The sequence below is a fragment of the Candidatus Mycoplasma haematobovis genome (genome assembly GCF_001645765.1).
GTDB classification, from domain to species: Bacteria; Bacillota_I; Bacilli_A; order Mycoplasmatales; family Mycoplasmoidaceae; genus Eperythrozoon_B; species Eperythrozoon_B haematobovis.
This window is the reverse complement of the sequence record NZ_LWUJ01000011.1, coordinates 129,647-149,909: the sequence shown is the minus strand read 5'-3', so window position 1 is coordinate 149,909 and position 20,263 is coordinate 129,647. Positions and strand designations below refer to the sequence as shown.

At 29.1% G+C, this 20,263-nt stretch carries 20 protein-coding genes and 6 tRNA genes; 14 read left to right on the top strand and 12 right to left on the bottom strand.

Annotated features, from left to right (window positions below; translation table 4 throughout):
* The first annotated feature begins 1 nt into the window (after position 1).
* The gene (gene hprK, locus A6V39_RS02900) at positions 2 to 937 is read left to right on the top strand and encodes an HPr(Ser) kinase/phosphatase (RefSeq protein WP_187150151.1); all 936 of its coding nucleotides are present in this window, start codon (positions 2 to 4) and stop codon (positions 935 to 937) included.
* Here the strand turns inward: hprK and ftsY are convergent.
* Together ftsY and metG are read right to left on the bottom strand one after the other, a co-directional pair.
* Entirely contained in the window at positions 924 to 1,853 is a 930-nt protein-coding gene (gene ftsY / locus A6V39_RS02895) for a signal recognition particle-docking protein FtsY (protein ID WP_245633499.1), read from the bottom strand. The genes hprK and ftsY overlap by 14 nt on opposite strands.
* Positions 1,846 to 3,405, bottom strand: coding sequence for a methionine--tRNA ligase (gene metG, locus A6V39_RS02890; protein WP_187150150.1), 1,560 nt, complete (start codon positions 3,403 to 3,405; stop codon positions 1,846 to 1,848). The genes ftsY and metG overlap by 8 nt, the downstream gene beginning before the upstream one ends.
* A 42-nt stretch (positions 3,406 to 3,447) precedes the next feature.
* Between metG and A6V39_RS02885 the strand changes: the two genes are divergently transcribed.
* Positions 3,448 to 4,056 (top strand): superoxide dismutase, encoded by a 609-nt coding sequence (locus tag A6V39_RS02885; RefSeq protein ID WP_187150149.1) that lies wholly within the window; start codon positions 3,448 to 3,450, stop codon positions 4,054 to 4,056.
* Here the strand turns inward: A6V39_RS02885 and recA are convergent.
* Complete coding sequence (recA, locus tag A6V39_RS02880; protein ID WP_187150148.1) at positions 4,049 to 5,032, bottom strand: recombinase RecA; 984 nt, start codon at positions 5,030 to 5,032, stop codon at positions 4,049 to 4,051. The genes A6V39_RS02885 and recA overlap by 8 nt on opposite strands.
* Positions 5,033 to 5,066: 34 nt before the next feature.
* Between recA and tmk the strand changes: the two genes are divergently transcribed.
* From tmk to rlmB, 7 genes are read left to right on the top strand one after another with little or no spacing between them, the layout of a single operon-like run.
* The gene (gene tmk, locus A6V39_RS02875) at positions 5,067 to 5,723 is read left to right on the top strand and encodes a dTMP kinase (protein WP_187150147.1); all 657 of its coding nucleotides are present in this window, start codon (positions 5,067 to 5,069) and stop codon (positions 5,721 to 5,723) included.
* The gene (locus tag A6V39_RS02870; RefSeq protein ID WP_187150146.1) at positions 5,716 to 7,518 is read left to right on the top strand and encodes a M3 family oligoendopeptidase; all 1,803 of its coding nucleotides are present in this window, start codon (positions 5,716 to 5,718) and stop codon (positions 7,516 to 7,518) included. The genes tmk and A6V39_RS02870 overlap by 8 nt, the downstream gene beginning before the upstream one ends.
* Positions 7,518 to 9,074, top strand: a complete 1,557-nt coding sequence (gene thrS, locus A6V39_RS02865) for a threonine--tRNA ligase (protein ID WP_187150145.1) — start codon at positions 7,518 to 7,520, stop codon at positions 9,072 to 9,074. The genes A6V39_RS02870 and thrS overlap by 1 nt, the downstream gene beginning before the upstream one ends.
* Positions 9,064 to 10,212: an HAD hydrolase family protein gene (locus A6V39_RS02860; protein ID WP_187150144.1), complete on the top strand. Its 1,149-nt coding sequence runs from the start codon at positions 9,064 to 9,066 to the stop codon at positions 10,210 to 10,212. Before thrS ends, A6V39_RS02860 begins: the two co-directional genes overlap by 11 nt.
* Positions 10,205 to 10,420, top strand: coding sequence for a 30S ribosomal protein S15 (gene rpsO / locus A6V39_RS02855; RefSeq protein ID WP_187150143.1), 216 nt, complete (start codon positions 10,205 to 10,207; stop codon positions 10,418 to 10,420). Before A6V39_RS02860 ends, rpsO begins: the two co-directional genes overlap by 8 nt.
* Before the next feature lie 2 nt (positions 10,421 to 10,422).
* Positions 10,423 to 11,691 carry a cysteine--tRNA ligase gene (gene cysS / locus A6V39_RS02850; RefSeq protein ID WP_245633497.1) on the top strand — a complete coding sequence of 423 codons (1,269 nt, stop codon included), beginning with the start codon at positions 10,423 to 10,425 and terminating at the stop codon, positions 11,689 to 11,691.
* Positions 11,692 to 12,435, top strand: a complete 744-nt coding sequence (gene rlmB / locus A6V39_RS02845) for a 23S rRNA (guanosine(2251)-2'-O)-methyltransferase RlmB (RefSeq protein ID WP_187150142.1) — start codon at positions 11,692 to 11,694, stop codon at positions 12,433 to 12,435. It begins immediately after the preceding gene.
* Here rlmB and A6V39_RS02840 read toward each other — a convergent pair.
* On the bottom strand, positions 12,368 to 13,501 hold the full coding sequence (locus A6V39_RS02840) for a substrate-binding domain-containing protein (protein WP_187150141.1): 1,134 nt from the start codon (positions 13,499 to 13,501) through the stop codon (positions 12,368 to 12,370). The two genes, rlmB and A6V39_RS02840, sit on opposite strands and share 68 nt — an antisense overlap.
* A gap of 27 nt (positions 13,502 to 13,528) precedes the next feature.
* Positions 13,529 to 14,758: a DUF2179 domain-containing protein gene (locus tag A6V39_RS02835; RefSeq protein ID WP_245633496.1), complete on the bottom strand. Its 1,230-nt coding sequence runs from the start codon at positions 14,756 to 14,758 to the stop codon at positions 13,529 to 13,531.
* A 44-nt stretch (positions 14,759 to 14,802) separates the two neighbouring features.
* Here A6V39_RS02835 and A6V39_RS02830 point away from each other — a divergent pair.
* From A6V39_RS02830 to A6V39_RS02810, 5 genes are all read left to right on the top strand, one after another.
* Positions 14,803 to 14,878 (top strand) — tRNA-Asn (locus A6V39_RS02830).
* Positions 14,879 to 14,884: 6 nt separating this feature from the next.
* Positions 14,885 to 14,961: transfer RNA gene (locus tag A6V39_RS02825), tRNA-Glu, on the top strand.
* Positions 14,962 to 14,964: 3 nt separating this feature from the next.
* Positions 14,965 to 15,040: transfer RNA gene (locus A6V39_RS02820), tRNA-Val, on the top strand.
* A 1-nt stretch (position 15,041) separates the two neighbouring features.
* Positions 15,042 to 15,117 (top strand) — tRNA-Thr (locus tag A6V39_RS02815).
* A 7-nt stretch (positions 15,118 to 15,124) separates the two neighbouring features.
* Positions 15,125 to 15,209, top strand: a tRNA-Leu gene (locus A6V39_RS02810).
* A 2-nt stretch (positions 15,210 to 15,211) separates the two neighbouring features.
* Here A6V39_RS02810 and A6V39_RS02805 read toward each other — a convergent pair.
* From A6V39_RS02805 to tyrS, 7 genes are all read right to left on the bottom strand, one after another.
* On the bottom strand, positions 15,212 to 16,588 hold the full coding sequence (locus tag A6V39_RS02805) for a replicative DNA helicase (protein ID WP_187150140.1): 1,377 nt from the start codon (positions 16,586 to 16,588) through the stop codon (positions 15,212 to 15,214).
* Positions 16,578 to 16,850 carry a 30S ribosomal protein S18 gene (gene rpsR, locus A6V39_RS02800; protein ID WP_187150139.1) on the bottom strand — a complete coding sequence of 91 codons (273 nt, stop codon included), beginning with the start codon at positions 16,848 to 16,850 and terminating at the stop codon, positions 16,578 to 16,580. The genes A6V39_RS02805 and rpsR overlap by 11 nt, the downstream gene beginning before the upstream one ends.
* Positions 16,850 to 17,239 carry a single-stranded DNA-binding protein gene (locus A6V39_RS02795; protein ID WP_187150138.1) on the bottom strand — a complete coding sequence of 130 codons (390 nt, stop codon included), beginning with the start codon at positions 17,237 to 17,239 and terminating at the stop codon, positions 16,850 to 16,852. The genes rpsR and A6V39_RS02795 overlap by 1 nt, the downstream gene beginning before the upstream one ends.
* Entirely contained in the window at positions 17,239 to 17,658 is a 420-nt protein-coding gene (rpsF, locus tag A6V39_RS02790; RefSeq protein WP_245633495.1) for a 30S ribosomal protein S6, read from the bottom strand. Before rpsF ends, A6V39_RS02795 begins: the two co-directional genes overlap by 1 nt.
* Positions 17,653 to 17,729 (bottom strand) — tRNA-Arg (locus tag A6V39_RS02785). Before A6V39_RS02785 ends, rpsF begins: the two co-directional genes overlap by 6 nt.
* Before the next feature lie 15 nt (positions 17,730 to 17,744).
* Positions 17,745 to 19,064, bottom strand: coding sequence for a signal recognition particle receptor subunit alpha (locus tag A6V39_RS02780; protein ID WP_187150137.1), 1,320 nt, complete (start codon positions 19,062 to 19,064; stop codon positions 17,745 to 17,747).
* Complete coding sequence (gene tyrS / locus A6V39_RS02775) at positions 19,052 to 20,263, bottom strand: tyrosine--tRNA ligase (RefSeq protein WP_187150136.1); 1,212 nt, start codon at positions 20,261 to 20,263, stop codon at positions 19,052 to 19,054. The genes A6V39_RS02780 and tyrS overlap by 13 nt, the downstream gene beginning before the upstream one ends.

The following is a 20,263-nucleotide window of genomic DNA, read 5'->3' as shown; positions in this document are numbered from 1 at the left end:
TATGTCTAAGAAAACAATTAAAGTTCTTTCTATTTACAAACGATTTAATGGAGAATATTTAAATCGTACTAAGGAAAATGAAGAAAGAGAAGTCCATTTCCCCGGATTTAATAGACTGGGAATGGAGTTAAATGGATGCTTTTTAAATGAAAACATATTATTTGTAGTTTGTTGAGGTAAACAAGAAAGCGCTTTTCTTAATCAGTTTAATGAAGAAAAACAAAATGAAATAATTTCAGAAATTTTAAAACGAAATCCACCTGTTTTTTTAATTAGTAATAACTTTCAACATACTGAACTGCTATGCAAACTTAATAAAGAATTAAATAATAATCGAAGTGCTCTAATCAGAATGGAATATAGCACTCTTGAAATTTTCTCACTTATTGGAACTTGAATAGCCAAAACATTCTTAACTTGAACTACTATTCATGGAACAGTCTTAAATATTTATGGAGAAGGAGTATTAATTGTTGGAGAAGCAGGAGTAGGTAAGTCAGAAATAGCTTCTGAACTTCTAAAAATGAATCATCTTTTTCTGGGAGATGATGCTATTGATATTTCAAGATTAGGTAATACTATTCTTGCAAGATCAAATGCAATAAGTGAAGGATTCATACATATTAGAGGATTAGGAATACTTAATATTAAAGAGATGTATGGTGGAGTGAAAATAATAGATGAAACAAAAATAACAATGATTATTGAATTAAGAGATCCTAACGATAGTAGTGATTTTGAAAATGTTGGAGAAGTTATTAATTACAGAGAATTACTAGGAATTAAATTACCTCTATACAAGATACCTGTTACTTCAGGTAGAAAAATTAGTGAAATAATTGAATTAGCTGTAGCAGACATGAAGCTTAAGAAAAGGGGCTACAATGCTGCTAAAGAAATGGATAAGAGATGTAAAAAATTAGTTAGTCAGTCTTAAATCAAGAATCTAATATTGCATTTAAATCAAATTCGTGTAAATCTTCTAATTGTTCTCCTGTACCAATAAATTTAACTGGCACATTAAGTCTTTCTTTAATGGCAAAAATAATACCTCCCCTGCTTAAACTATCCATTTTGCTCAGAATAATACCACTAATAGAAGCGCTATCTAAGAAGCTCTGAGCTTGTGTAAAGGCTAATTGTCCAACAGAAGAATCTAATACTAATAAGCTTTCATGTGGAGCACTCTCATCGAATTTCTTTATTGTTCTATATACCTTATTAAGCTCTTTAAGTAAATTCAAATTACTATGTTGTCTGCCCGAAGTATCACAAATTATTAAGTCATAATCTGAATATTCACTTAAAGACCTATATATTAAAGCCGAAGGATCTTCCCTATCTCTTAAAGGATTTACTATTTCAATTCCTATTTTCTTAGCCCAAACATTAAGTTGCTCTACTGCTCCGGCTCTAAATGTATCTCCTGCTGCTAATAATACTTTAAAGCCCTCTTTCTTAAATCTATAAGCTAACTTAGCTATGCTAGTAGTCTTTCCAGAGCCATTAGCCCCTACTACTAATAAAATATTTTTTCTGCCTTTTTGAATATTAAGGGTGGTATAACAATTTCCGTAAGCCCTTAATAAAGCCTCTTTAGCATCAACACTATTAAGTGTTATCTCTTTAGATAAATATTCAGCAAAAGAATATCCAAAATCTAACTCTATTAATTTCTCCTCTAACTCAGTCCTAAACTCTTCATTTACTACTCTCCTCTTAAAAAAATTAAGAAATATATTCTTAAAAGAACTACTACTTTTCTCTAGTGAAATACGTAATTGCTGTTGTTTATTCTGCTCAGTAAGAGCATCTATTAATGATCTCTTTTTCTTTAAAGAGAACTTAAGCAAAATTCTTTACTCTAGGGAATAAATTCTCTGATAATTCATTTATCTTTTTCTTAAACCAAAGTCTATCTTGCTTTAAATACTCTAATCCTATTCTTTTTGCTGAAATATTAAGTACACTATAAATTTTAGGAGCAGTGTCAATTAATATAGGTGATAAAGCTCAAGTGCCTATACATAGTAATTTGTATATGAACACCATTAAAGTATCTAATAATGAATCGCCTTTCTCTAATTCCCAAGCTTTAGTTTTTTCAATTAATTTACCTGCAGATCTAAAAAATTCAAATACTTTTTCAATCATTGACGAAATAGAATGATTGCGCACATCAACTTCATATTCTTGATCTAAGAAATCATCCAATTCAATATTTAATTGTTCAATCTCAACATAATCTTCAATGTATCAATTATCTGGTAATCTATATTCATATTTCCTACTCATTATTCCATAAAATCTAGAAATTAAATTACCAAAAGTATTAACTAAATAAGAGTTGTAAATATTAAAGATATCTTCAACACGTACACTACTATCTCCTAATCAATTTAATTTTGATAAATAGAATCTAAGTCCTTCTCTTGGTATTATTTCAAGAACAGCTTTAGGATCAATAACATTTTTTTTAGATTTAGACATCTTCTCATTATCCATTAATAATCAACCATGTATTAGTAAAGTATCAAAAGATCTAAGTCCTAAATTCTTAAGCATTATTGGTCAATAAATTCCATGAAATCTTGCAATTTCTTTACCTATTATTTGAATTATTTTGCAATCAGGATTGCCTCAATAATTTTCAAAAACACTAGTATTCGTCTTTCCATAATTACCGTAATTTAAAGCTGTAAGATAACTAATAAGTGCATCAAATCAAACATATATAGTATGATTTTCATCACCTGGTACTTTAATACCCCAATTTAATTTAAGTCTAGTAATTGAAAGATCATCTAAATCTTTAATAAAGTTATTAATTAATTCTTTTTTAAATTTATCGGGTTGAATCATTTCTGGTCTATCTTCATATTCCTTAATTAATCAATCTTTGAAAGCTCTGGTTCTTAAGAAATAAGTTCTTTCATTTCTTAGAGTCAAGGGATGTCCTAATTTACAAGTTACTTCTTTACCTATAGCTCTATCCGAAAAGCTCTCTTCGCAAGGAGTACAATACCATCCCTTTCAATCATCCATAAATACTTGGTTGATATCTTGATGTTGTAAGAATATTTGCTTTACTAAAGCTTTATGTTCGTAATCGCTAGTTCTTAAAAACCTGTTGTATTTAATGCCTAAATCAATTCATAAATTCCTAAAAAAAGCTACATTTCTATTAGTAAATTCTTCTGGTGTAAGTTTGGCTGACTTAGCTGCTTGTTGTATCTTATCTCCATGTTCATCAGTCCCTACCATTAAATGAACTGTATGTCCTAGATTGGTATAGTGCCTTTTGAGCACATCTGCCAATACTACTGTAAATGCATGTCCTAGATGGGGTTTATCGGAAGCATAAAATACAGGGGTAGTTATATATATGTTGCATTCCTTTGACATTGCTTAAATTTCTAAAGGAAATAAAATAGTAAAATATTTACTATGTTTAAGGAAAAGGCTATGAGAGCGAGTTTCGCCTCTTATGAACCTTTTATCAGTGGAGAAATAATGGATCTGCATTATACAAGACATTATCTAGGTTATCTTAATAATTTAAATAAAGCTCTCGAAAAATACCCAGAATTTTTTAATTTAAGTGTTAATGATATATTGCAGAAAATCAATAGCGTTCCTGATGATATTAAGACTGCTATAAGAAATAATGGAGGAGGTGTTTCAAATCACGAAATTTTTTGGGATATATTAGATACTAAAGAAACTACTATACATGATGGACAACTTAAGAGAGATATAATATCAACCTTTAGCTCTTGAGATAACTTTAGAGAATGATTTGAGAAAGTAGTAGCAAGTTCATTTGGTGCTGGATGAGTATGACTTGTGCTAAGTAAAGATAAAAAATTAAAGATTATTTTTTGTCAGAATCAAGATTCTCCTTATATGAGTGGTGATTTACCTATATTTGGTATAGATATATGAGAGCATGCTTATTACTTACAATACAAAAATGGAAAGATGGCTTATTTTAAAGAAGTTTGAAAAATTCTTGATTGAAAAGTAATTGAAAATAGATATTTATCCTTTATTTAACTTTAAATATTTCTTCTTTTATTTTTTCAAACAGAGCTGGATTATCTTGTAAATGCTTTCTTAATTGAACTATTCCTTGGGCTATATTCTTTTCTTTAAATTCAAACCAAGAACCCTTCTTATTAAGAATATTTAGATTAATAGCCTCTTGAATAATTTCATAAACATAATCAAATCCACTTTCAAAATAAAGAGCAGTATTAGCTACTGATAAAGGAGCACCATATTTATTCTTAATTACAGTAGCTTTAGTAATAAATCCAATTACTGTATTGTTGGCATCTTTAATAGATTCACATCTCTTAATTTCAACTCTTATGCAAGCTGAATATTTAAGTGCTCTGCCTCCTGTAGTTGTGGTAGTAGGAATATAGCTATTACCAATTTTGTCTCTAATTTGATTAATAAAGATAATAGTAGTTTTAGAGTTAATCATTTTGGATTGAATAATTCTCAATCCTTTACTCATCAATCTTGCATGTAAGCCCATTGTTTGATCTTGAATATTATTTTCAAATTCAAAATAAGGCACTAAAGCAGCAACAGAATCAACAATTATTAAATCTACATTATTAGTATCAATTAATTTAGCAATAAGTTCAAAAGTGTTCTCTCCACAAACTGGAGAAGCCACAAAAATATTGTTTAAATCTACCCCTATTTTCTTAGCTCAATTAGGGTTTAAAGTATTCTCAATATCTATATAGACAACACATTTATTAATTTTTTGTGCTTCAGCTACTGCATGAAGTGCTAAAGTAGATTTACCAGAAGAATCAGAACCAAAAATTTCAATTATTTTTCCAACTGGCCATCCCCCCACTCCTAATACTTTATTTAAAAAATATGAGCCTGTTGAGATTACTTCAATGCCTGAATTATCGTTAAAATTCTTACTTCATAGTTTGACTCCTAATTCCTCAAGACTTAGAAAAGAATCTTTAGACTCTGTATTGGGCTTCTTACCGTTTTTCATCTTTACACTTCCTTAATATGAAACAAAACAAACAATGGAAGAAAAATTAGGTTTATTTGTTGTTTTTGAAGGAGTAGATGGGGCTGGAAAAAGCACTTTAATAGAGGGTTTAAAACAGAAAATAAGGGAAGGAAATTATTTAAAAAAAAGTTACAAAAATGTCTTATTTACTAGAGAGCCTGGAGGCAAAAATCAAGAATTTGGAAAACATATTAGAGAGCTATTACTAAATGATGAATATACTCTTAATGACAAAACGAGAGCTCTATTATTCTTTGCAGCTAGATCAGAACATTTTGAAAAATTAATAGCCCCCGCCTTAGCAAATAATTCTCTAGTAATATGTGATAGATATTATTTATCTACTTTTGTTTATCAAGGCAAAGGAGATAATGAAAAAATTGCTTGAATTAGAGAAACACAAAAATACATTTCTCCTATAGCTCCTGATGTTACTTTCTTTATTAATATCTCTATAGAGGAATATAAAAAAAGATACGAAAACAGAAAGAATAGTGGGAATAATAATAAACTAGATGAAGAACATCATCAAAGTTATGCTCTTCTCTCTAAATGCTACTCAGCTTCATTACAAGAAGGAATATCTGGCAAAATAATACAATTAAATGGTAATGATCCAATTGATAAGCTACTTGAAATAGTTAAAGAAAATTTAGATCTATATGAATAATTCTTTACATTGAGATTTAGAGAGTATTCTAGAGAATTCAACTTTAGATGAACTTAAAGATAAATATTTTCAACAAAATGAAGAGATATTAAATCTCTTTAAAGAAAATATCTTTTCAAGTAAAGAAAAGCTAATATTCTTTCATGCACTAAGCCTTAGACAACAAATAACTTCCAATAGATTATTTAATTATTTATCCAATAAGCACAATGAAGACTTATCTAATAATCAATGATTTGGCCTTATGCAAGAAATTCAAACCAAATCAATACCTTTCATGCAAGCAATGTCAAGCTTTTCTGATCAAGCCATAAAGAATAAAGAGAATATTCTTGAATTTCTTAAAGATCCACAATTAGCACCTCATCAAAGAAGTTATGAATTAATTTTCAAATATGAAAAACATGACTTACCTCCAGATATCAAAAGCTTTTCTGCCACTTACTCTCCTTTATCTTCTTGTTTTAGCTCTATATTTACACTTATTCTAGATAAAGAACTTAAAGTCAAAACTGTTAAAGATTCAAATAATAATAAACATGAACTACCTAACTATGCTGCTTTCATCAAAACACAAACAGATAATGATAGGAAATTAAGAAAAAATGCTTATTTAGCTTGACACGAAGCAGTACATAGTTCTAGAGAAAGCTTAGCTAGACTTATGTACTACAATTTTCTAGAACAAAATATAGATGCTAAGAATAGTAACTTTCCAGGAGGCTATTACGAAGCTAGTGCTTATGCTGATGAAATTCCTTTAACTTTCATTCCTGCTCTATATGAAAGAGTAAAGGGCTTTAGTACTCTTTGAAGAAAATACAGAAGAATATTCAGAGAATTACTAAAGAAAAACTATCAATTAAAGCTACTTCAGCCTTGAGATTTAAGAATGCCTATTATTAAGAAAGAAGATCAAAATATTACTATTGAAGAAGCAAAAACTTTAACTCTAGAAGCACTCCAAATACTAGGACCTGAATACATAAATAATATCTCTAAAGCACTTAATGAGAGATGAATAGATTGAGAAGCAAGAAAAGATAAATTAAGTGGAGCTTATTGTATTAGTGGTTCTTATGGCTTAGAGAAGAAATATATTCTTATGAACTACAACTCTAAACTTGAAGATGTCTATACATTAGTACATGAATTAGGTCATGCTATGCATGCCTTAGAATATTGCAAATATCAATCACATTATGCGGGCACTACTATTTTCATAGCAGAAATACCATCCACTCTTAATGAACTATTACTAAGCTATCACTTAATTAAAAAATATCAGAATGATACTCATAAATTACTAGAGGTATACGATAATTTAATTTCTGGTTTCTTTAGTACTACTTTAAGCCAAATAATCTTTAGTGAATGAGAATATGAAGTTAATCAATTAATTAATAATGGCGCAGTGCTTGATGCTGATTTAGCTGAAAATATATTTAGAGAAAAACAAGAAAAGTATTATGGAAAAAAACCAAAACTTACTCCTTTAAGAAAAAAAGCTTTAACTTCCATCCTTACTGTTCCTCACTTCTATAGTGAAGAATTCTATGTTTACAAATACTCTGTAGGGCAAGTAGTCTCTCTACTAATAGCAGAAAAAATAAAAAATGATGCTGAATATATCTCTAAATTTTTTGAATTTCTTAGAGCCGGTAACTCTTTATCTAACTTAGATACCATAAAGATATTGGATATAGATTTAGAAAAAGCTACCACATGAAAAACCGTTAAGAAAGTAGTTAAAGAATGGCTTGAAGAATACGAACAATTATCTAAGAAAATTTAATGTCAAAAGAAAAGTTAGAGTTACTAATTAAAGAGAAATATCCTAATATAAAAATTGAAAACTCTTTCAGTGGTAATAATATCCTTACTTTCAATTTAAATAGTCAAGAAGAAATAAGTGACAAAAATTTTAAAGATATTGAACTTAAAGAAGGAAGATATATAGCTTTTTCTGAATTAAAGAAAAAAGAGAAGAATAAATATGCTCTATCATTCTTCTCTTTCCCTAATGAACATGAATATTTAAAGTACTTAGAGAATATTAATAAGAATGCTAATAATGACCATAGAGGTATAGGAAAAGAATTAAAGATATTTGATTTTGATCCTTTAATTGGAGCAGGAATGCCCATATGACTTGAAAAAGGTACTATTCTTAAAAAAGAAATTACTAATTACGTAAACCAAATACAAAAAAAACACGGCATACTACTGGTAACTACGCCAGAATTAGGAAGAAAAGAACTATATCAATGCTCGGGTCACTGAGACCACTACAAAGAGAATATGTTCCCCCCTCTTTCTCTAGATGAGAATGATGAATATGTGCTAAGACCAATGACTTGTCCTCACCACATCATTCTCTACAAAAAACAAAAATGAAGTGAAAAACAACTACCTATAGCTTACGGCGAAAATGCTAAGCTTTATAGATATGAATCTTCTGGCGGCTTATTTGGATTGGAAAGAAATAGATGTATGGAATTAATAGATACACATATTTTTTGTACTCAAAATCAAATAAATTTATGTCTTGAAAAAATATGAGGAATAATTCAAGATATTAAGAAAGCTTTTGAAATTGAATACGACTCTGTTATTCTTTCGCTTAGAGATATTCAAGATAAAAAGAAATTCTTTGATTGCGATGAACTTTGAAAAACAGCAGAAGGAGAATTAAGAAAATTCCTAGAAAATAAGCAAGTTAATTATCAAGAAGGTATAGGAGATGCTGCTTTCTATGGTCCTAAAATAGATTTTCAAATTAAGACATATATAGGAAAAATCATTACTATCTCAACAATACAATTAGATTTCTTACTCCCTAGAAGATTCAAGCTTAAATACTTAAATGAAGCACAACAAGAAGATACACCAATAATGATTCACCTAGGAATTGTTGGCACTTTGGAAAGATTTGTAGCTTACTTATTAGAGAGAGATAATGGATGATTACCTTTTTGATTAAGTCCTACTCAAATAACTCTAATTCCTTTAAATAAAGAAAAGCATTTAGAAGGCGCCCAAAAATTAGCAGACTACTACAGATTCAAAAATATTAGAGTTGAAATAGATTCAAGTGATCTTTCTTTAGCAAAAAAAATAGCTAAAGCCGTAGATAAGAAATCTTATGGCTTTATGGTTATTGGAGATAAAGAATTAGAAAAAATAAATGTTGCTAATGAAAAAGAATTAATTGAAATAGCTGAAAAACATTGAAAAGCACAAATGATTAATATTTCAAAATCAAGAAATAAAGAATTAAATAATAAATTATCAGAAGAAAGATATCCTATTGAACATATGGATTTCTTAAGGTGAGCTAGTGAAAAGTAAATCTATATATGATAAGAAAGCCATTATCCTAGATCTTGATTTTGCAGAGATAAACCAATACAATCTTGATGATATCCTTAGTACTAATAGATTACTTAATGAAATATCAGCTAACCAAACACTAATACTTCTTACTCAGAATACTATTCAGGATTCTGAAAAGATGTTAAATGATCTAAATATAAAGACTGGCTATTTAATTGCTGAATCAGGAGCTGTTACTCTTAATATAGCTACTAGAAAAGTAATATTTGAAAGCTTCTTAAGTTCTGAATTTACTCTAAGATTAACTAATAAATGTATTTGAAATAATTTAAATTTCTCAATTAATACTAAAGAAAATCATACCTTTCCTTGAATAATAAATAACTGAATAATAAGAAAATACAAGTCTAATTTAAGTAGACTATTTCACCTCAAAAAAAATGAACTCTTAAATACTACTAATATTAAGTCCTGTATAGAGAACAACCAAATATATAGTTGTGAAGTTTATTTCTTAGATAAGAAGGAAAGTGATAAAGAAGCTAATATTAAAAACTTAATTAAAGATCTCTCTTCTTTCGAAAAAGCTAACTACTTCACTTACAAATCTAGCCTATATATCTCTAATGCAAATGCTACTAAATATGACTCAATCAAAAAATTATTTAAACAAATAAATTTAGATCTAAATAAAGACACCATTTATTTAGGCATACATCAATTAACTCCAGAGTTATGTAAACATTGCTACTTTTCAGCTTTAACTAAATATGTAATTGATAGTAGTGATACTGAATTAACAAAAAACTCAGATACTATTTCTGGCGGTGAATCTTCCTGAATTAATTGACTTTATGATAACTCACACTTATGAATTGAAGATAACAATGAACATTTAAATAAATTACTATCAAGGGGTCTTACTACTTCTCTTAGTGCTAGGGATATTCAAGCAATAAGTGCAGGAATTACTAAGTATTTACGCGTAAGTTTAAGTAATAAAGATATATTTAGAGAGAGTTCTAGATCAGAAAAAATCTTTAAGTCACTATTTAAAAACAAAGGAAGAAATAATAATATATTAGTTATTGCCTTTTGACCGAGACAAATAAGTGCAGTATTAAAATATTTAGATAGATTAAAAAATGAATAACTTTAAAGTTGGCTCTCATCCTTATCAAGTAGTTGAACTTACTAAAAGAATTGAAAGATTAACAGCTCATTTGAAGAATTTCAGAAAAGATAATGTATCTAAATTATCTTTATTTAAATTAGTTTCAAAAAGAAAAAGGTTTCTTAAGTATATAAAAAGAAGAGATTTTGAAGCTTATCAAATATTAACCACTAAGAAAAAGAGTTAAAGTTGAGGCTCTATGATTCTTTAGAGCAAACTCTCAAAGAATTAAATAAGAATCCTAAGATTTATTTATGTGGTCCTACTGTCTATGACCACATACATATAGGTAATTTAGCTCCTGTAATAATATTTGACTTCTTAATAAGAATTCTTAAATATTCCAAAGAAAACTACGTTTACATACATAATATTACTGATATTGATGACAAAATAATTGCCAAAGCAAAAGAACTCTCTTTAAAGGAAGAAGAAGTGAGTGAAAAATATACCTCTCACTACTTAGAGATACTTAAAAAATTAAATATTACTCCCCCTACCCATATGCCCAAAGTAAGTGAGCATATTGGAGAGATACAAAATACAGTACAAGAACTACTCAATAAAGGCTATGCAGAAATTGAAAATGGAGATGTAATAATGAAAATTGAGAAGATTAGTAATTATGGAGAATTATCAAAACAGAAATTAAATATGCTTAAATCAAATGAAGATTTTTGCTTATGAAAAAAAATGGAAGATGGAAAGAGATGAGATAGTGCTTGAGGTAAGGGAAGGCCCGGATGACATACAGAATGTTTTACATTTATTTCAAAATATGCAAATTCAGAAGTAGATTTACATGGAGGAGGTATAGATCTTAAATTTCCTCACCACGAAAATGAAAATGCTCATTCTAGAGCATTAAATTCAAAATCCTTAGCAAAAATATGAATACATATAGGTCATTTACATACAGAAGATGGAAAGATTTCTAAGTCCTCTAATAAAAAATTCTTAGTTAAAGATTTACTTAAAGAATACTCTGCTAATACTCTAAGATACTTATTCCTTACTAATAAATATAGTCTTCCTCTATTAATTAATAAAGAAAAATTAAAAGAATTTAATAAAGAATTCGAAAGTTATTTATTAGCTTTAAATCAAGCTAAATCTTTATTATTTATTAATAATATTTCTTTAAATAGCTCTTCCGAAATTTCAAATGAATTTCTTGAAATACTTAATAATGATTTAAATTTACCTACAGCACTTACTTGACTACAAAAAATTAAGAAAGAACTACTTAGAGAGATAAAGAATAAGAACTTTAATGCAATTAATGAAAGCTATTCAATACTCTTAGAACATTTACTTTTTTTAGGCTTCCAAATACCTAATATTCATACTAAAGAAAACTTAAAGCTCTTAAATGAATGAAAAGAAGCACAGAATTTAAAGGAATATTCAAAAGCTGATGCAATAAGGTCTGAATTAATTAAGAGAAAACTAATTTAAGTGGGTAATTATTTAATACTTAGTGGAAGAAAAGGAATAACAGATTTAATAAATAATAATTTATTAAATTATTTAATTGAAATAGTATATCTATCTAGTAGCCAAAAGTATTTAATAGAGCTGTGCAGAAATAAGAAAATTAGATTTGAACTTAAAGAAAAGAATTTCTTTAAGAAATATAAATCTAAGCATAAATACCAATATGCTATTGCTTTAATTAAAGCAAAAAAGCCTCTTACTTTAGAAGAGTTAATTAATAAGTGTTCTTCAAAAGAAAGAGCATTAATAATTGCTCTAGATCACCTACAAGACCCTTTTAATGTTGGGGCTATTCTAAGAACTTGTTGTGCTGCTGGAGTTGATGGAATAATAATACCTAAGAATAAACAAGCACCTCTAAATCATGAATTAACAATTAAGGCTTCTCAGGGATATTCATTACATATAGATTTAGTAGAGGTCTCTAATTTAGCTACAGCTATTGAGAAGCTTAAGAATAATAATTTTTGAATTTATTCAGCTGATATTAATGAGAATGCTAAGAGTTACAGAGAAGTGAAGTATGCAAATAAATCAATATTAATAATGGGTTCAGAAGGAGAAGGAATATCTCCTTTAATTAGTAAAAAAACTGATGTAAATATCTATATTCCTATGGAAAATAAAGTTAATTCTCTTAATGTGTCTGTAGCTGCTGGGGTTCTTGTGTTTGAGATACTAAAAAAGGTACCCCATACTTTTTAAGATCCTGATCGCTCTTGGTTTCATCTTTATCTTGATCTTCAACAGGAATTAAACTCATACCTTTAACATTATTTAAATTCTCTAATATTCATTTAACAAATTTCTGTTTGTTAGACTTCTTAGTTCCATTATTATTTTCGATATTTCCACTTGAAGATTGAATTGTAGTTTCATCCTTAACAAATTTTTCTGTTGAATAAATCAGATTGTAAGTTCTTCCTCATTCATATCCACCTTTCTTAACTTCCTTACTAAAGTTACTTAAATTTATTTCTTTATTATTTAACTTTGCTATTTTCACACCATTTTCGTTAATTTCTTCCATATTGGTAAATACAAAAGAACTTGGTAAATAGATCATTGAACCTTCAACTAAATTGCTTACAAAACTATTTCAAGAAAGTAAATTAGATTCAGATGTATACTTAATATCTTGGAAATCATTTCCGTAATTTTCACGTACTTTCTTTAGTCAATCTTGATCTTGATTCTTTAATACAGGATTATCAACGAAAGCATAAGCTGTTCCAGATCTAGTTGGTCCTGAACTCTTTACTCAAGGAATTATCTTTCCACTACACCCACTAATTAAATGGCTTCAATCAAATCTTTGAACATCTTTATGCCTATGTCCTGAAAAAACTGAATAAATATATTTAACATTGCTTTCAGTAATATCTAACTCTTCAGAACAATTCCTAGGTGGTTTGTAAAGAAGCATCATTGCTTCTTTAGCTAAAGTAATAGTTCTTAATTTTCTCTTATGCCACTTATCTTGATGTTTCTTAGCTAATTCAGTAACATCTTGTGAAACTAATGCAAAATCTGCATATCCATCTAATAATCGCTCTAATCCTGAATTTGAACCTACTGCCTGTATATTTGAAAAAATTAAATGATCAGTTCTGCTATATTCATTTACTAAATAATCTATAACAGCCTTCATTGAAGAGCTACCTTCAAAACTATATATTTCCAAGTCTCTTAAAGTGCCTCAAGTGGACGCCACTAATGAGGCTGGTACAGAGAAAAATCCACATAAATAAAGTGGAACTTTTATGCTCACAATTTGTTCCCCCCCTGCTTAAGAATTCTAATTTAAATTATCTTTAACTTTAAAATTTCCACTTAATGACTTAATTGGAGATGCCACTATTAAACAATTAGGATCAATCTTTCTTGTATAGTCTTGAATATTCTTAAGCTCCAAAGCAAAACATATTACTTCAAATACATTCTGTTTTCTTAATAAATAACCTCCAGTAGCTGTGTTAATAGTAAAACTATGGGGGAAATCAGAAGCTAATAAAATCTCCCTTAATTCCAGAGCTTTGTTAGTAAATATCTTTACATTTACTAATTTGAAGTGGGGATAGAAAAGATTAAATAATATTTTTTTAGTAAAGGCAGCTATGAAAGTAGCAAATAATATAGGTCCTACTATATTAGGTATTAAGAGTTTATGTAACTTTTCGCCATTTAAAGCTCCCTGTCCATTGCATCCATTACTCCTATGATCCGACATATGTGATAAGTAAGGAATATAGGTACCTACTAAATAAGAAAATAAAGTTATTAATAAGCTAAAGTAAAGAATTACATTATTAGTTGAATTCATTTTCTTTTTGGATAAATAAAAAACTAATCAATCAATACCACCTGTAGAGCCTCCTAATGCATAAATAACTAGAGAAGTAAAAGTATTTAAGAGTCCAAATATAAAGCCATAGAAAAAAATAAGTGAGATGTTGGAACTATCATTTAATACATAATTCTTCCCCCCTTTATCTAGGGGTGTAACATATTGCCACTGCAATATATTTATTTTTTGATCCTTTAGGCATTTATTGAAAGTTCTGGGGTCTGAAAAGATATAGAAATCTTTAAGCCCTAAAGGATCTGATACTGAAGAAAGTATTAGTGAAGTAATAGTCGAAACAGTAATAAATAAGAGGGTGAAAATAGTGAAGTTCTTTCCTATTCTTGTGTAACCTAGTACTGCTAAAGGTATATTAAATATCAATACCATCCCTCAAAAGAGGAAGGCATGTACTTTAGGATAATTCTTTCCTCAAAAAAATGTAATGCATCTTGCTATGGCTTGAAAAACAGAATTTATTCCTAAGCTATATAGTCCTGTACGCTCAAGTAAAAAAAAATTATAAATGCCTACGAATATTGATACAGCTGTAATTATTCAAATTTTCTGAGAAAATTTCTCTATATCAAATAGAAATTGAAGTTTGAGAATTCCTATAGATAAGCGAGAAGATTTTATTTCTTTAGGATTAAGTTGATAAACATAATTCGCTGTCACACTCACTTTGCTTCTAATATTTTAAAAAATGCTTAAAATAAAAATAGTTTGGCCACATAGCTCAGCGATTAGAGCAACCGGCTGTTAACCGGTAGGTCGTAGGTTTGAATCCTTCTGTGGCCGCCATTTATTGGTCTGTTGGTGAAGTGAACGAACACACATGCCTTTCACGCATGCATTCACGGGTTTGAATCCCGTACAGATCGCCATTTGGATTGTTAGCTCAGATGGGAGAGCATCTGCCTTACAAGCAGGAGGTCAGGGGTTCAAGTCCCTTACAATCCACCATGCCGCTATAGCTTAGCTGGTAGAGCAACCGCCTTGTAAGCGGTAGGTCGTAGGTTCGAATCCTATTAGCGGCACCATTTTTAAGCACTCGTGGCGGAACTGGCAGACGCGCTAGACTTAGGATCTAGTATCTTTTGATGTGTGGGTTCGATTCCCTCCGAGTGCACCAAATTAATTAGCAAGTTTGTATAGTCCCCTAGACTTATCAAACTTGAATTCCACATTCCCTACGGGACCATGTCTATTCTTAGCAATTTTTAATATAGTATTGGGTATCTCTTCTTGCTCCTCCCCAGAAGACTTCTCTTCATAAAGAAACATAACTATATCTGCATCCTGCTCTATAGAACCAGACTCTCTCAAGTCAGAAAGAATAGGTATTTTCTCAGAACCCTTCCTCTCCTCTGACTTCCTATTTAATTGTGCTAAAGCAACTATACATATATTCAATTCCATTGACAGAATTTTCAAACTCCTAGAAATAACACCAATCTTTTGATATTGGTTCATATTAGAGTTATTCCTATCATCAGGCACATTAATTAATTGCAAATAATCAATTATTACAAACTTAAGATCATGTAACTTAGCTCACGTCTTAATAGTAGATACTATCTTACCTATAGTAATATTAGCTTCATCACAGAATAATAAATTACACTTAGCTATCTTTTCTTGACTTAATGTAATTAATTCTTTATCTAAATCAGAAATACTTAAGCCCTCTAAAATCTTCTGCACTGTATTTAGTTCTAAAGAAGCGTCAATAGCTATTAATTTCTCTAGTAAAGAAGGGGTAGTCATTTCTAAAGAGAATACTCCTATTGCTGCTTCTTTAGTTGCTCCAAAAGATTCAATATTAGCCAAGTTATTGCATATTAAATTAATGCCAAAAGTAGTCTTACCTACTCCCGGCCTAGAAGCTACTACTACTAACTGTCCGGCACATAAAGCTTTAATTTTCTTATCTAAATCTCTGTAACAAGTCTTTAAATAACTAACTTTTGTAGACTTAGAGGCTTCTGAAGCCAAATCTTTAAAGTTCTGTATAGCTTGCTTAGAATCAGAGTAATTAGTAGAAGAACTCTGACCTATTATTTTTTCAAAATTAAACTTTCAACTCTCTACTTTATCACTAAAATTATCTGAGTTTAAACTAGTGCTTAATATTCTCTTAGCTAAAGCATCTAATTCTTTCTTTATTTTGTTTTCTTGAAGTAAATTTAAATATTTCGAAATAGAGAAGTAATGTATATCTCTTGGTAAATTAGCTAAATAATTAGAGCAATCATTTAATTCTTTATCATTTAAGCAAGAGTTCTTTAAATTATCGTAAACAATTATGGGATCATAATTGCCTCCTGTGGGAGGTGTAGTTTTAAGAGTGGTAAAAATTCTTTTTGTGGGAAGAGTTACAAAAATATCTACTGGTATTGAATCTATATTTACTAAGTCAGAAACTTCTGAGAAATAATAAAAAATTGAGGCGATTATTCCTTTTTCCGCCTCTAGAATATCCTTGTTATATCTAAAAACATTATTCTCCAACAAAAGGCAATAGAGCTACTATTCTCGCTCTTTTTATTGCTGTAGCTATTTGATGTTGATGCTTCAAGCAATTACCAGTAATTTTATGAGTAATAATTCTATTATTTCTTAAATACCTTTCTAAAAAAACAACATCCTTATAGTCTACATGCAAACAACCTCACCTACAAAGCCTGCAAACCTTCTTAACTTTTCTCTTTTTTTTCTTAAGAAGAGAGGCCTCCGTACCAACCTCAGTATTATTACTTTCGAATTCTGCCATTAATCTTTAGAGTATATATCGTCTATAGAAATATTATCTTCTTCCTCCACTTTTATTTCATCTTTATTAATTCCTCTAGAATTAAGAGACTCAATAGTTGATATTACTAAATCAAAAGTTCTTATCTCTCTTCCTTCTGCATTAGTATAGGAACCAGTAGTAATAGAATACTCTGCAAATATTTTATCTCCCTTTTTTAAGAAGTTTTGTACAAATTGAGCTGTCTTCCCTCAAGCCACACAATTAAAGAAATGTGACTTAGGAGCTGTATTTACTTTTGCAAAATTATCATTACATACAACAGAGAATCTAGCATATGAATTTTGCCCTGCATTACCAGCTTTAGGATCAACAGTTAATACACCAATCAAATAACCCTTAGGAGTCACTACTGATTAGTCATATCTTTATTCTTTCCCTTTTCTAGTCATGCTTGATATTTTTCTTGACGAATTTCATAATCTCTTATTTTTTTAGGATTATTTAAAGCTCTAAATCCCCTATCTTTAGATTCATTTATTACTAATGATCTAAGAATATATTTATTAAGTAGTGCTAACCTATTAAATTCAATTAATAAAGAAGGCTCATCCAACACAAAATTAAGAATGAATCTATGTCCTGTTTTTTTCTTCTTAATTTCATAAGCCAAACTATCACTAAAAATAACCCTCTCTTGATAAGAAGAAAGACCTTCAAATAAAGCTAATAAATTAGAGATGTTACTACGAGCACTAGCTTCACTTAAATCCCCATCCACCACTAACATTATCTCGTAACTAGGCACTTTAAAATTATAAACTGGCACATCAGAGAGGATTCGAACCTCTGACCCTAAGCTTAGAAGGCTTATGCTCTGTCCAGCTGAGCTACTGATGCATATCTCCTCAAATTTTACTTGAAAAAAGAGGCAAATGGATTCTTTCCCTTTTTAAAAGAAGAAGATAATTCTTCTATTTTCTTTCTAGATTCTTCTCATTTCTTTAATAATTTATTTAATTCATCTGGCTTTCTTCCCGAACCCTTAATTACTCTGACTTTCCTATTTGGTTGTTTCTTAAAAAGTCTAGGATTTCTCCTCTCTTTAAGAGTCATTGAATTAATCAAAATTTCTCAAATATGAAGTTGAGATTCAGCCGCCTCTATCATAGGTAATTTCTTATCAAAATTACCTGGCAAAAACTTAACAATATTTCTTAAAGATCCCATTTTCTTCATATCTTTAATTTGCTTAACTAAATCATCCAAATCAAACTTACCACTAAACATCCTAGTAACAAGTTTCTGAGAAATATCTAAATTTGCTTCAGACTCTATCTTCTCAGCTAAAGAAAGAATATCTCCCTCTCCTAGAATTAAATTAGCTATTCGACCTGGATGAAAGGGTGATAAATTAGAGATCTTCTCCCCATCTCCTAAGAATTTAATAGGTAAATTTAATAAATAAGCAATTGAAAAGGCAGCTCCCATTGAACTTCCTGAATCAGCTTTACTTACTATTAAACCAGTAAGATCTAAATGTTCATGAAAAACCTTTACTGTATTTAATAATTCTTGTCCAGAAACAGCATCAGCTACAAATAATACTTCAGAAGGATTAATATATTTCTTAATTTGTGTAATTTCCTCTATTAATTTATTATTATCAGGCAATAATCCAAAACTATCAAAAAGCAATACATCTAACTCATTATCCTTAATACATTCCTTTATTTCATTCTTAAAATCCTTAATATGAAAAGAAGGAATATCTACCGAATCAGATAAAGTCTTAAGTTGTTCAAAAGCCCCAGGTCTATAAATATCTAAACTAAAATTCTTTACTTTACTACCCTTCTTCTTTAAGTAATAACTAAGCTTTCCTACAGTAGTAGTTTTCCCAGAACCATTTAAACCTACTACTAATATTTTTGAAAACTTATTCTGTACATTTAATGGCTTATTCTCTGAACCTAGAATATTAATAAGCTTAGACTTTAGAGTTGAAAATACAACAATATCTAATTCTTCATGTTTAGCTAAAGATCTATTAATTAAATCTTTCTTAACTTCCTCTAAAAAAGACTTTACCACTCCTAAATTAACATCTGAATTTAAGAGTGCTATTCTTATTTCTCTTAATATAGGAGAAAGATCTTGCTCCGTTATTTCAGAATAATTAAATTTATTTTTTACAAATTTAGAGATTATTCCTCTAGCAGCTATTTTCAGCATGTAAAGTGTACTAAAGCGTAATTCTTCTTACCTTTTCTAAGTAAAAAATAACCTTTATTGGAGCTCTCACTAGTAAGAACTAAATCAGAAGTGGTTACTACTTCTTCAAATAGGAATAGTCCTTTTGAACTAACTAATCTATTAATTTCAGAATTAGAACTAACTAATCCTAAAGCCCTTAAAGCTTGTGCAAAAGTAATAGCTTCAGTAACTTCAATAGTAGGAATAGCTCCCTTTATTAAATCAAAATCTTCTTCAAGTTTTCCCGAAAACAACTTACTAGAAATGCTCTCCATTTTCTTAGCAATCCGAATACCATAAATATCTTTACATATTTCAAAAGCTAAAGTATTCTTCATTACTATTACACCTTTCAGTTTCTCTATTTCCTTTAACTCTAAAAAAGTTAATTGTTTAAGTAAATTAGGAACTAATGAATCATCTAAATTTAATAAGTATTGATAAATGGAGTAAGGGCTAGTCAATTCTTTATTAAGAAATAAAGCATTATTCTCGCTCTTTCCAAATTTCTTACCAGAAGAATCTAATAATAAAGGAAAGGTTAAACCTGAAGCAATATGATTGCTTCCTACTTTTTTCCTAATTAAATCTATTCCTACAGTAATATTCCCCCATTGATCACTTCCCCCTAACTGTACTGCTACATCTTTCATAGAATAAAGTACTAAGAAATCTCAAGATTGAAATAAAGGATATACAAACTCAGCTAAAGTAATACCTTTATTCAATCTATCTTTAAGAAATTCTTTGGCTAATAAATGATTAACATTAATACAACTACACATCTCTTTAACAAAGTTCAAAATAGATAATTGTTCATAAAATGAATAATTATTAATTATTTCTGCTTCTGGTAATAAATACTTAACTTCTCTTTCAATAGACTTCAAATTCTCTTTAATTTTTTCACTACTTAAACTAACTCTTTCATTAACTCTAAAAGAAGGATCTCCTATAGCAGAAGTCATCTCTCCTAGAAGTACTACTACTTCATAACCAGCTTTAATAAATCTCTTTAAGAGTGTTATTCCTAAGTAATTACCTAAATGTAAAGAAGGAGCAGTAGGATCTATTCCTAAATAAATCTTTTTCTTATTCCTAAGTGCAAATAAGAATTTCTCTTCGTCTGAAAGATCAAATACTAATTTTCTTTCTCTAAGCTCCTCTAAAAAATCCAA